12 protein-coding genes are annotated in these 13,533 nt (G+C 39.6%); all 12 read left to right on the forward strand.

Annotated features, from left to right (window positions below):
• The first annotated feature begins 272 nt into the window (after positions 1-272).
• The 12 genes from AC3II9_RS19835 to murD all read left to right on the forward strand — a co-directional run bounded on the left by AC3II9_RS19835 (position 273) and on the right by murD (position 13,508).
• Positions 273-1,049: an enoyl-CoA hydratase/isomerase family protein gene (locus AC3II9_RS19835; protein ID WP_489158251.1), complete on the forward strand. Its 777-nt coding sequence runs from the start codon at positions 273-275 to the stop codon at positions 1,047-1,049.
• Positions 1,050-1,149: 100 nt separating this feature from the next.
• On the forward strand, positions 1,150-1,539 hold the full coding sequence (locus tag AC3II9_RS19840; RefSeq protein ID WP_391366319.1) for a transcriptional regulator: 390 nt from the start codon (positions 1,150-1,152) through the stop codon (positions 1,537-1,539).
• A gap of 321 nt (positions 1,540-1,860) precedes the next feature.
• Positions 1,861-2,763 carry a ketopantoate reductase family protein gene (locus AC3II9_RS19845; RefSeq protein ID WP_489158253.1) on the forward strand — a complete coding sequence of 301 codons (903 nt, stop codon included), beginning with the start codon at positions 1,861-1,863 and terminating at the stop codon, positions 2,761-2,763.
• On the forward strand, positions 2,760-3,155 hold the full coding sequence (locus AC3II9_RS19850) for a DUF3397 domain-containing protein (RefSeq protein ID WP_391366321.1): 396 nt from the start codon (positions 2,760-2,762) through the stop codon (positions 3,153-3,155). The genes AC3II9_RS19845 and AC3II9_RS19850 overlap by 4 nt, the downstream gene beginning before the upstream one ends.
• Before the next feature lie 140 nt (positions 3,156-3,295).
• Positions 3,296-4,912 carry a bacillithiol biosynthesis cysteine-adding enzyme BshC gene (gene bshC / locus AC3II9_RS19855; protein ID WP_489158255.1) on the forward strand — a complete coding sequence of 539 codons (1,617 nt, stop codon included), beginning with the start codon at positions 3,296-3,298 and terminating at the stop codon, positions 4,910-4,912.
• Between the two features lie 178 nt (positions 4,913-5,090).
• Complete coding sequence (gene mraZ, locus AC3II9_RS19860; protein ID WP_391366323.1) at positions 5,091-5,522, forward strand: division/cell wall cluster transcriptional repressor MraZ; 432 nt, start codon at positions 5,091-5,093, stop codon at positions 5,520-5,522.
• A 24-nt stretch (positions 5,523-5,546) separates the two neighbouring features.
• A complete protein-coding gene (gene rsmH, locus AC3II9_RS19865) occupies positions 5,547-6,497 on the forward strand; it encodes a 16S rRNA (cytosine(1402)-N(4))-methyltransferase RsmH (RefSeq protein ID WP_489158256.1) in 951 nt (316 codons plus the stop codon).
• Complete coding sequence (gene ftsL, locus AC3II9_RS19870) at positions 6,498-6,878, forward strand: cell division protein FtsL (RefSeq protein WP_489158257.1); 381 nt, start codon at positions 6,498-6,500, stop codon at positions 6,876-6,878.
• Complete coding sequence (locus AC3II9_RS19875) at positions 6,875-9,094, forward strand: penicillin-binding protein (protein ID WP_489158259.1); 2,220 nt, start codon at positions 6,875-6,877, stop codon at positions 9,092-9,094. The genes ftsL and AC3II9_RS19875 overlap by 4 nt, the downstream gene beginning before the upstream one ends.
• A gap of 90 nt (positions 9,095-9,184) precedes the next feature.
• A complete protein-coding gene (locus tag AC3II9_RS19880; RefSeq protein WP_489158261.1) occupies positions 9,185-11,104 on the forward strand; it encodes a penicillin-binding transpeptidase domain-containing protein in 1,920 nt (639 codons plus the stop codon).
• 80 nt (positions 11,105-11,184) lie between these two features.
• Entirely contained in the window at positions 11,185-12,156 is a 972-nt protein-coding gene (mraY, locus tag AC3II9_RS19885; RefSeq protein WP_489158263.1) for a phospho-N-acetylmuramoyl-pentapeptide-transferase, read from the forward strand.
• Positions 12,156-13,508, forward strand: a complete 1,353-nt coding sequence (gene murD / locus AC3II9_RS19890; protein WP_489158264.1) for a UDP-N-acetylmuramoyl-L-alanine--D-glutamate ligase — start codon at positions 12,156-12,158, stop codon at positions 13,506-13,508. Before mraY ends, murD begins: the two co-directional genes overlap by 1 nt.
• The last annotated feature ends 25 nt before the right edge of the window (positions 13,509-13,533 follow it).

Consider the following 13,533-nt stretch of genomic DNA (forward strand, 5'->3'; position numbering starts at 1 on the left):
GATGGCAGGAAAGGTTTATCGGATACTCAAATTCTATCGTTCTCTCAAAAGCTACCCCAACAATTGACAAAGGACCATAATTTTAGTACATATTGGCGTAACGATTGGGAACGTAAATGGAGGGCGAGAGAAGTCCTGTATTTTAATAAAATATCGCAGAGCTTTCTTTTTTTATAACAAATTTAGCGAATATTCGCATAGCTGTGTTGTCAAATATGTACAAATTAGGCTACCATTAAAGAACGTTTACTAGCGCAAAGATTGTAAGGGGGATGACAGAAGTGGCGTATTTAATTGAAAAAAACGATGGGATTTTAATATTTACCATTGATCGTGAAGAAAAGCGGAATGCAGTTAATGATGAAGTAATGGATGGCTTAAAAGAGGTCATTACATATGTAAAAGAACATAATGATGTACGTTTTTTAGTTATAACAGGTGCTGGCGATAAATCGTTTTGTTCCGGTGGGGATTTATCTGTATTTCATGAATTAGAAACAGAAGAGCAAGCATTTGGTATGTTAAGTAAAATGGCAAATATTTTATATGAATTAGCTACATTACCAGTGCCAACAGTAGCGTTAATTAATGGTACAGCAGTTGGTGGTGGTTGTGAAATTGCCACAGCTTGTGATTTCCGTTTAATGGCTTCTCATGCGAAAGCTGGATTTATTCAAGGGACTTTGGCGATTACCTCTGGTTGGGGTGGCGGTACGTATTTATTTGAACGTGGATTACGCCATGACCGTGCATTAAAAATGTTAGTGGATGCTAAGCCATATGATGCGCAAACATTATATGAAATCGGCTGGGCAATGCGTGTTTACTTTGAAGGAACGAAGGAAGAGGCGCTTGCTGATTTTATCGAACATATGAGTAAAATTCACCCATCTGTCCATCAAGCTTATAAAGAAATTGAGCTTCGTAAATGGCGTGAACGCAATATGTACGGTCGTATTATGGAGGAAGTGCGTACATGTGCAAAGTTATGGGAGAGTGAAGCGCATCACGAGGCGGTTAATAGCTTCCTAACGAAATCGAAAAAATAATGCACTAGATGGATTGTCTCTAAAAAGAAGAGGCAATTCATTTTTTTATTCTAATTTTTTACCCGATGCATATAGTAGTAAAAAATGCGAGGTGAACAAGTTGGGAGAAAAAAGACGTAAAGACCAATGGACGGCAGTGGATGATGAAAAACTAGCAGAAATTGTGATTGGTTATGTCCAAAATGGCAAGACACAATTAGAAGCATTTTCGCGTGCTGCAGAAGTGCTCGGGCGTACAAAGCAGGCTTGTGGTTTCAGATGGAATAAGACGCTTAGGTTACAATATGGACATGTGTTAGATAATGTCCGTAAACGTCCTAAACAAATGATGCGTAGCCACTTGAAACTAGCGCTAACAAATTTTGAAGAACTAACAGAAGCGTATAATACGCTTGATTTAAAATATCGTGAATTACAGGCTGAGTATGATAAAATGTTAAAATGGTTACATCAAGGGACTAGTTTTTTAAATAAAGAAGTTGGACAATAATGAACAGCAATCACATATCTCGAAAGTTAAGGAATTATCCCTTATAATGATGAAGAGGTCTTTTTTATAAGTGAGAAAAGTAGCGATTTCAACAGATGTGAGCGCTACTTTTATTTCTCGTTAACGGGCACCCCACCTCCCTTTCTTGATTTTCTTAAGCCTTGAGGTGGGAATCCCTTCGCTTTCGGTACAGATAAACTATTTCCTGTTAATGAGGGATAAAAGAACATGTATGGTCGGAAAAATTGTACAATACTGTTATTTAACTTACTATAGTATGATATTCAGTATGAAACTAATGAGTTTAAGGTGGGGGAGTAGGTGACAGTTCAAATTATCGGAGGCGGTGCGGTTGGTTTGCTGATGGCCAGCTTCTTTTTGGAAAAAGACATACACGTGGAGGTCGTCTCTCAGCGTAGTGAACAATGTGAAGCATTGTGTACATATGGGTTAGTTCGAAAAGGTACGGCGGGTGAGCAGAAAAGGTTTTCGATAGGAGCCACGACACAAATGGCTAAAAGTCCGGAGCTTGTTATTATTGCCACGAAATATGATGCACTTGCTCAGGTTTATCCACTCCTCACGCGATTGCCGACAACAGTTCCTTTGTTATTTCTTCAAAATGGTTTAGCGCATTTCGAAGAAGCGTTACACTTGCCGCATTTACATATCGCATTTGGTAGCGCTCAATTTGGTGCGCAACGAGAAAATGATTATACGGTGATGCATAAAGGGATAGGTGTTTTAAAGGTAGCGGTAGCGCGCGGAGCCGTTGAAAAATTCGCTTATGTCGATAGGCTACAAGGAGCGTTATTGCCTATTCAGCATGAAATGGATGCGGAAAAAATGTTATTAGAAAAAGCACTCCTCAATTGCTTTATTAATCCATTAACCGCTATATTAAAAGTGAAAAATGGGGAATTACTCACAAATGCGCATGCCTATTCGTTGCTTGAAATACTATATGAGGAATTGATGACGGCATTTCCAAGCGTTCAGTCGCAATTTCCGTTTGATCGTGTAAAAGGTTTGTGTGAAAAAACAGCTACGAATACTTCTTCCATGCTAGCTGATAGACTAGCGGGGCGCAAAACAGAGGTTGATACGATTGTAGGGGCGATTTTAGCGAAAGCAGCACGAAATCAACAACGGATTCCAACGTTATATACGTTGTATCAAACGATTAAGGCATTAGAACAGGTGGAGTGTGGTGATAACATGTGAAAATATTTATTGAAGCGGTAGGTGGTATTATTCTCATTTGCCCGCTCGTAGCGTTAATACTAACATTTATCATTTGTAGGAAGATGCGTATAAAAAAAATATATGCGGTCGGATTTGCTGCAGATGTCACAACGTTTATTTTGTTTTTCTCTGTTCCGCTCGCTTTTTATAGCATTTGGGAGAAATCTTTGTTTTTGTCGATTGTTATTGTTGCATTGCTGATTGCAATTAGTTTTACATATATCGATTGGCGAACGAAAAAAGAAATTGACGTGCCAATCTTATTAAAAAAGATATGGCGTGTTTATTTTATACTATTAAGTGCGATGTATTTAGGGGCTTGGGTCATTGGTCTTTCAGTAAATATTATGGAATATCTAGCGGCACCGTAAGGCAAAAATGTTTTCGCGAGCAGGTAAAACATATACAATAATACATATATATAAAGTAAAAATATACTAGCATAGTAAACTGAACCGTTAGACGATGCAAATCATGCATAGTTGAGTTAGAAAGTAGAGGCGTTTATTTCATGAAGCTGGAGCAAATTTCATTACCAGTGAACAATGAGGTGTTAGCGGATTATTGGAATCAGGAAGCTAACATTCATTCATTTTTTGCGTATCCATTTGAAAAAGATTCGTTTGCGAAACGTGTAAATACGATACATAAACAGTCCTATAAACGAGAGGCTTTAGTACAAGTAATTCGTTCTTATATGGAACCCTTTGGTGTATCAAAACAAGCAGAAAAACATTTGCAGGAGCTGGAAGAAGGAGCGCTTGCCATTGTTGGTGGGCAACAAGCAGGTGTATTCACAGGGCCTTTATACTCAGTTTATAAAGCGATAACGGTTATTTTGTTGGCAAATGAACAACGGCAAGCATTGAATCTACCAGTTGTACCGGTTTTTTGGATTGCTGGAGAAGACCATGATTTAGAAGAGATTAATCATACATTTACCGCTGTAGAGGGAGCGCTTAAAAAGCGTGGGTACAGTAAACGTTCCAATAAAAAAACGATGGCATCAACAACGACAATCGATCATGAGGCGATGGAGCAGTTGATTAAAACTGTTTTTGAAGATTATGGTGAAACAGCATATACAGAGGCGCTACTTCATGAAGTATTGGAAGCGAGTCGTTTGAGCCAAACATTTACAGATTTCTTTACGACATTAATGAATCGTTTATTTGCAGCATACGGGCTGTTAATGATTGATGCAGCATATGAGCCGTTGCGTGAATTAGAAAGTGATTATTTTGCGCGCTTAATTGAACATAACGAAGAAATTGCGCAAGTTGTAGTAGCGCAAGAGCAAGCACTGCAAGCGGCGGGCTATGGGAAGCCGATTGAGGCAACTAGTCAAAATGCGAATTTATTTTATATAAAAGACGGTGAGCGTTTTTTACTAGAAAGAAAAGATGGGTATTTTGTTAATGCTTTAGCACAGCTGAAATTGACAAAAGAAGAGCTGGTACACATAGCGAAACATTCCCCAGAAAAGCTAAGCAATAATGTCGTAACAAGACCGTTAATGCAAGAGATGGTATTCCCTGTTTTGGCGTTTGTGGGTGGTCCTGGTGAATTGGCTTATTGGGCAACTTTAGGACGAGCATTTAGCACATTAAATCTTGAAATGCCTATTTTTGCACCGCGCTTAAACATTTCGGTTGTGACACGTAAAGTTCAACCGCTACTCGATTTACATCAACTAACGTTTGAAGACGTTGTAGCGGGGAAAGCGACTAAAGCAAAAGAGCAATTTATTGCCAGTGTGCAAGATGAGCAAGTCATTGCGCAAGTGGAAGAGATGCAAGAGGTGCTACTTGAGCAATATAAGTTAGTATATACTCAGTTAGCTAATAATGAATTACATCTTGATCAAACGATTGAAAAGAATAAAGCGTATCATATTCAACAATTTGCTTATTTAAAAAATAAAATCTCAGAGCAAACATTGCAGAAGCATAGTGTAGCGATTCGCCAATTCAATATAATGAATGCTGAAATTTTTCCACATGATAGCTGGCAAGAGCGAATATTTAATCCTTATCAGTTAATGAATCAGTATGGTCCGACATTTGTAGAAGATTTAATGAAATTACCACTCAATATAGGTCCTGAACATTATGTAGTAATATGTTAATAAAAAACAGTTATCTCGAAAATGAGGTAACTTTTTTTTATGACCATTTTAGTATTTTGGGTAAAAGGAAATAAGGTCTAAACTCCCGAATCCCTGTAATGGCGAGGGAAAGACGGGAATTTAGTGGTAGAAAGTGGGGGGATGTGGTACATTATTAACTAAAGTAGGGGTGAGTAGTATGTTCATGGGAGAATATCAACATTCGGTTGATATGAAAGGACGTTTAATTGTTCCCGCGAAATTTCGTGAGCTGTTAGTTGACACTTTTGTCATTACGCGCGGACTTGATAACTGTCTTTTTGGCTACCCTATGGATGAATGGCGAAAGCTCGAAGAAAAATTAAAAGGACTTCCGATGACAAAAAAAGATACACGTGCCTTTACACGTTTCTTCTTTTCAGGAGCAACTGAAGTAGAAATAGACAAGCAAGGTCGTATTAATATCCCGACAACACTTCTTTCACATGCGAATATTACAAAGGAATGTGTCATTATTGGAGTGGCGACGCGTATTGAAATTTGGGCTAAAGAGGCTTGGGAACAATACTTTGAGGAATCTGAGGAATCCTTTAATGAAATTGCAGAAAATATGGTAGGCTTTGATTTTTAATGAAGCCCAAAGGAGTAAGTTTTTATGTTCGATCATACAACCGTGTTATTAAAGGAAACTGTTGATGGGTTGGACATCAATCCCGATGGTATCTATGTTGATTGTACACTAGGTGGTGCAGGGCATAGTGAGTATTTAGTAAAACAGTTATCACCACAAGGTCGCCTTATTTGTTTTGATCAAGATACGACGGCGATTGAAAATGCACAAATTCGCTTAGCTGACTATTTGGATCGTGTAACTTTTGTACATTCAAATTTCCGCTATTTGAAAGATGAATTGTATAAGCTGAATATTCATAAAATAGACGGCGTTTTATATGATCTTGGTGTATCATCACCACAACTTGACACACCAGAACGAGGGTTTAGTTATCATCATGATGCGCCACTTGATATGCGTATGGATCAAACTGCGGAGTTAACGGCAGCTCATGTTGTGAATGAATGGGCTTATGAGGATTTAGTTCGTATCTTCTTCCGTTATGGAGAGGAGAAGTTTTCTAAGCAAGTAGCGCGTAAAATCGAAGAGGCACGAAAGAAAGCGCCGATCGAAACGACAGGGCAATTAGTGGAGCTCATAAAAGAAGGGATTCCAGCAGCAGCACGGAGAAAAGGCGGGCATCCTGCAAAGCGTATTTTCCAAGCGATTCGTATTGCAGTAAATGATGAGTTAGGAGTAGCGGAAGAGTCGCTAATCGACGCAATTGAATTATTAAAAGTGGGGGGACGCATTAGTGTCATTACATTCCACTCTTTAGAAGATCGTTTATGTAAAACGATTTTTAAGGAAGCGTCTTCATTACCAGAGCTCCCACCAGGTTTACCGATTATTCCAGATCATATGAAACCAACATTGAAATTAATAACGCGAAAGCCGATTTTACCATCAGAAGAGGAGTTAATAGCAAATAATCGTTCACGCTCAGCGAAGTTAAGAATTGCTGAAAAAATAAACGATAAAGGACGTGACTAAATGGCAGTTCGAGTTAGACAACAAACTTATATTCAACAACCGTCAATGCCGGAACAGCCACAGCAGCAATCGTCGCCTCAAAAGCAGAAAAAAGCTGATAAACCGTCATTGATTACAGGGAAAGAAAAAGTGCTATACATAACTTTTGTTATTGTGGTGGCATTGTTCGCCGTATCTATTTTGCATAAGCAGGGACAGATTCAAACAACGACGATAGAAATACAAAAGCTTGAATCGGAAATTCAACAAGTCACAAAGCAAAATGTAGAGTTAAAAGTACAAGTAAGTGAAAGATCAACTCATGAACGCATTTGGGAAAAAGCGAAAGAGCTCGGCTTAACATTGAATGGGAAAAATGTAAAGGTTGTGTCAGGGGAATGAAAAAGCTTAAGTTTCGCTTTCAATTAGGAGCCTTTCTAATGTTTTGTATATACGGAGGGCTCTTTTTCCTATTGTTTGGTCGTTTCTTTTATATTCAATCAACTGGCGAAGTACTGGGACATAATTTACAAGCCGAGGCGGCAAATAAATATGCACGTGAAACCGTATTAACGGCGGAACGTGGACGGATTTTAGATCGGAATGATAATGTCATTGCGGAAGATACGATGAGCTATCGGCTAATTGCTGTCGTGAGTAAAAAGGCCACTACTAATCCTAAACAACCACGCCATGTAGTGGATGCCCGTGAAACAGCACAGGTTTTGTCTCAATATCTTAATGTTAGTGGTTGGGATGAAGAGAAAATATATGCACAATTAACGAAAGATGGCGATCCACCACCGTATCAAGTGGAATTTGGTTCAGCTGGACGAAACATTAGCCATGACGTCAAAGAGGCGATTGAAGAGCATGGTTTGCCTGGTATTATTTTTGTGAGTGAAAAAAAACGGTATTATCCAAATGGTTCCTTTGCAGCCCATTTAATTGGTTATGCAGCAAAAGAGGAGCAAAAAGATGGTACTTTTAAAACAGTCGGTCGAATGGGGCTTGAGAAAACGTATAACGAAGAATTGACCGGTGAAGACGGTAAAATCGTGTATGATAGTGATATTTTTGGTTATTTACTAGCCAATAGTGAAAAGACAGTCCAACCAGCAAAAGATGGTAGTGATGTTTATTTAACGCTGGATAAGACAATTCAAAACTTTGTGGAAGACGCGATGAATCGGGTGGACGAACAATATAATCCTGAATCGATGGTAGCAGTAGTAGCCAATCCGAAAACAGGTGAAATATTAGCGATGTCGGAGCGGCCAACGTTTGATCCAGATACACGTATAGGGCTTGACACAAACTGGTTAAATGATGTGGTAGAAGAAGTATTAGAGCCCGGGTCCACGATGAAAATATTTACGCTAGCAGCAGCCGTGGACTCAGGTAATTGGCATCCAAATGCAACCTATCAATCAGGTAAATATACTCTTTACGATCAAACCATTCGTGACCACAATAACGGGCAAGGATGGGGAAATATAACGTATTTAAAAGGCTTCCAACACTCTTCTAATACAGCGATGGCACATATGTTGAAAATTATGGGCAGTGAGACGTATTTAGAGTATGTCAATCGTTTTGGATTTGGTCAGAAGACAGGCATTAACTTGCCAAACGAAGCGACAGGTACCATTTTAACGAAAAACCCGATTGACCGCGTCACAACAACTTTTGGGCAAGGTTCAACTGTAACCCCGATTCAATTGATTCAAGCGATGACAGCAATCGCGAATGACGGAAAAATGATGCAGCCGTATGTCATTGATAAAATTGTTGATTCGAATACAGGTAAAGTCACATATAATCAAGAACCTGTAGTGAAAGGGGAACCGATTTCCGCGGAGACAGCAAAGCAGGTACGGGAAGTTTTAGCCTCAACGGTTACATCAGAAGATGGTACAGCAAAGCGTTATGCCATTGAAGGCTATGAAGTAGCAGGAAAGACGGGAACGGCCCAAATCCCAAAAGAACAGGGTACAGGATACTACTGGGGGAACCATCAATATATTTATTCATTTTTAGGGATGGTACCAGCTGATGATCCACAACTCATTATGTATGTAGCGGTGAAACGTCCCCAGATGAGTAACTCTATATCGGGAGCGGAGCCTGTTTCACAAGTATTTAACTCTGTGATGGAAAATAGCTTAAAATATTTAAATATTAACCCTGATAATACAGTCGAAGCACAAATGGTAGCAGTGCCAAACGCGATAGAGCAAAATGCAGAGGCACTACAACTTCAGTTAAGTAATGCCGGTTTAATGCCGATTATTATTGGTGAAGGTGGGACGGTTATTGACCAATATCCAAAGGCAGATACACCGTTGTTAAAAGGTAGTATTGTCTTCTTAAAAACAGAAGGTGCGGTCACGTTACCATCCTTTACTGGTTGGTCACTACGCAATGTGCTTGTCTATAAAGCGATGTCGAATGTACCAATTGAAATTGTTGGTGAAGGCTATGTGTATAATCAAAGTGCTTCTGCTAATACGATTATCGTAGATTCTTCGCCGATTGTCGTAAAACTACGAACACCAGAAGATAGTTATACGGTTCAAGAATTACCCGAAGAGGAAGAGCCGTTACCACAAGATTAGTACTACGTTGAAGTGATTAATGACCGTATAGTTTGAATACACGCTTCGTTTATAACATAGGTTGTTATTAAAAACGGAGCGTGTTGTGGAATGAAATGGATTTTTAAACAAACGAGAGGGCGTTTAAAAATCATTATTATTTGTTTGTTGTTGTATGGGTTTGCAGTACTAGCAAGGCTTTTTTATGTACAAATTATACAACATGAGGAACTGACAGAACTGGCTAAAGCGAACTGGGATAGGGAGATTCCATTCCAGGAAGAACGCGGTGAGATTACAGATCGTAACGGAGAAGTAATTGTGACAAATAAGCTTGCACCGACACTGTATTTTATGAATGCCCAAAATCCAGACATCGAGCTGGTTGCTAAGCAACTGGCAGGAGTCCTAAATACAGATGAAAAGGCATTGCTTGAAAAACTATCCAAAAGGGCTTATTTAACGAAGCTTGCACCTGAAGGAAAAAATATCACAACGGAACAAGCTGAGGAAATTCAAAAAATGCAAATTGATGGGCTTTATAGTGGTGTAGATTATGTTAGGCATTATCCGTACGGTACGCTATTGTCACGACTGCTCGGCTTTACGGGATATGATGCACAAGGGTTAGCAGGTATTGAATATCAGTATAATCGTGTGTTAACCGGCGATCCTTCAGCAATTCGGCTATTTACAGATGCAAAAGGAAATGCCATGCCTCAAACGCAAGATGAATGGAGACAAGGAGACGGCGGCGCAACCGTTGAATTAACCGTTGATGTGCAATTGCAGCAAGTTGTGGAACGAGAATTATCACAAGCGATGGAGCAATACAATGCCGATCAAGCACTTGCCTTAGCGATGAATCCGAATACAGGCGAAATTTTAGCGATTGCTTCTTATCCGACGTATGATCCGACTGCTTATCAAGAAGTAGATAAGTCCATTTATAATCGCAACTTACCAGTATTTATGACATATGAGCCTGGTTCCACATTTAAAATTATTACACTAAGTGCTGCGGTCGAGGAAAAGGTTGTGGACCTAAAAAAGGATACCTTTTATGACCGAGGTTTTACAATAGTCGAAGATACACGTCTGCGTTGTTGGAAACGGGAAGGACATGGTCATCAAACATTTTTAGAAGTAGTAGAAAATTCATGTAACCCAGGATTTATTGAAATGGGACAGCGAATTGGATCAGATAAGTTACTGGAGTATATTCATAAATTTGGTTTTGGTAAACAAACTGGTTCTAATATTGCCGGAGAAGCAAGTGGTATTTTATTTTCAAAAGAAGGATTTGGTCCTGTTGAAAGTGCAACCACATCATTTGGTCAAGGTGTTTCGGTCACGCCAATTCAGCAAGTACAAGCAGTAGCCGCTGCCATTAATGGTGGGACGTTGTATACGCCATATATTGTCTCGAGAATACTAGATTCAAGCGGAGATGTATTGCTGGAAAACAAGCCGACTGCTAAAGGGAAAGTAGTGAGTGAGGAGACGTCGAAAATCGTACGTGAAGCGCTTGAATCTGTTGTAGCAAATGGCTCAGGTAGACAGGCATATCGGGATGGCTTACGTGTTGGAGGCAAAACAGGTACGGCACAAAAGGTTGAAAATGGTCGTTATAAAGACGGTGATTATATTGTGTCATTTATTGGATTTGCGCCAGTAGATAATCCGGAGATTTTAGTCTATGTAGCCGTTGATTCACCAAAATCGCATTTACAATTCGGTAGCGTGATTGCAGCACCAATTGTAGGGCAAATCATTGAAGAAGCTGCATCGATTTTGCAAATTGAAAGTGCCGATGCAGAAAATCAATTACCTAAAAAATATGTCTGGGGTGATGAGCTAACGGAGCGTGTACCCGATTTTACGGGGCAAACAATGGAGGAAATTATTGAACAGCAATATGTTTACAAGATTGAATGGCATGGTGAAGGAAACGAAGTCATTGAACAATTACCAGAAGCAGGTGAACTAGTTAAACAAGACGGGATTATTCACTTATATTTATCGAATTAGTCCTTTCAAAATAGCGGTAAAACAACTATTATAGTGAAGGATGTTTACACATTTAATAGGATATTTAAAGGAGATTTCTTATGAATTTGGCAACAACGGCGACCATTTTAGCCACATCTTTTATTTTGACCGTTATTTTAGCACCGATTGGTATTCCGATGTTACGGCGCCTAAAGTTTGGTCAAAGCATTCGGGAAGAAGGCCCACAATCGCATATGAAAAAAGCGGGAACGCCAACGATGGGGGGCATCATTTTTCTACTGTCCATCATTACAACGACGATTGCTTGTGGGCTTTTATTTAATGTACTTACAACACACACCGTTGTTTTACTGCTTGTTTTTGTAGGGTTTGGGCTAATAGGATTTTTAGATGACGGAATTAAAGTGATTTTTAAGCGAAATTTAGGACTTACGTCATTACAAAAATTAATCGGGCAAATTGCCATTGCGATTGCAGCATTCTTGTTATTACGTTTAGGTACATTGGATACAGCCATTGTGATCCCATTTACGGAGTTCCAGTTTGAACTCGGGTCATTGTATATTGCCTTCTTAATCTTCTGGCTTGTTGGTTTCTCAAATGCAGTTAACTTAACCGATGGGCTAGACGGGCTCGTTGCAGGAACAGCATCCATTGCTTTTGCAGCATTTGGTGTAATTGCGTTATTTAACGAGCAAACCGATATTGCGCTATTTTCATTTGCCGTGACAGGTGCATTACTCGGATTTTTAGTTTTTAATGCGAACCCAGCAAAAGTGTTTATGGGCGATACAGGCTCCCTTGCATTAGGTGGCGCATTAGCGATGATTTCGGTATTAGTAAACCAAGAGTTGTTATTGCTGCTGATTGGATTAGTGTTTGTCATCGAAACACTTTCCGTGATATTGCAGGTAGGCAGTTTTAAACTTCGTAAAAAGCGAATTTTTAAAATGAGTCCCATTCATCACCATTTTGAATTATCAGGATGGTCTGAATGGAAAGTTGTAATCGTATTTTGGTCAACAGGGCTTATTATGGCATTAATTGCAGTCTTATCGGAGGCGTTATGATGAAGGAATATACAGCATTACAACATAAAAAAGTATTAGTACTTGGTTTAGCGAAAAGTGGCGTTGCAGCAGCGGAGCTTTTACATGAGTTAGGCGCATTTGTAACAGTAAATGATGCTAAACCATTTGATGCAAATCCTGAAGCACAAGGACTTTTAACAAAAGGGATTACGGTTATTTGTGGGCGTCACCCAGAGGATTTACTAGATGAAGGGTTTGAACTCGTTGTCAAAAATCCGGGTATTCCATATAGTAACCCGATTATTGCCGATGCGATTTGTCGTGAGTTACCAGTAATTACAGAGATGGAGCTCGCATATTTAGTAAGTGAAGCACCGTTTATTGGGATTACAGGTACGAATGGAAAAACGACAACGACGACATTAATCTTTGAGATGCTTGAAAAAGGGAAGCTACATCCGTTAATCGCAGGGAATATTGGAACGGTTGCCTGTGGTGTAGCGAAGGAGGCAACATCAGACAATGTCATCGTCACAGAGCTTTCGTCATTCCAACTAATGGGGACACGTACATTCAAGCCACGTATTGCGATTTTAACGAATCTGTACGATGCGCATCTAGATTATCATGGTACGTTTGAAGAATATGCGAATGCAAAGTTTGGTGTAACGTGTAATCAAACGGCGGAAGATTTCTTTATCTTCAATAATGACCAAGAAGTGGTGCGCCAATATGCGGCGAAATCAGACGCACAGAAAATACCATTTACAACAAGTGGCCGTGCGGAAGAAGGAATTAGTGCAGATGGGCAAGTCATTTATTGGAACGGGCATCCGATTTTAAACCGTGATGAAATTGCATTGCCTGGGAAGCATAATTTGGAAAATATTTTATGTGCGGTAGCAGCTTGTTTACTACATGGTTGTGAGATAGAAGCAATTAAAGAAGTACTGGCAACATTTGCTGGTGTTCGTCATCGCTCTCAATTTGTACGTGATTGGAAAGGGCGTAAAATTTACAACGATTCGAAAGCAACAAACTGTTTGGCAACAAAGAGCGCATTAGACGCATTTAACAAACCGACGATACTGCTTGCAGGTGGATTAGATCGTGGTCACTCATTTGAAGAGTTACGAGAATCAATGGGGAACGTAAAGGCGGTTGTAGCATTTGGTGAAACGGGCTTACGCTTTATCGAATTCGCGAAATCTTGCGGTGTGAAAGAAACAGTTGCAGCAACAAATGTAGAGGATGCCGTTGTCTACGCAGCCAATCTTTCAGCAGAAGGGGACGTTATTTTATTATCACCTGCCTGCGCGAGTTGGGATCAATATGATAGTTTTGAGATTCGCGGAGACGTATTTATCGATTGTGTGATGAAGTTAACTTAATACGGTAGGAAAGGATTTTTTCGCT

This window comes from Lysinibacillus sp. RU7, assembly GCF_057837305.1.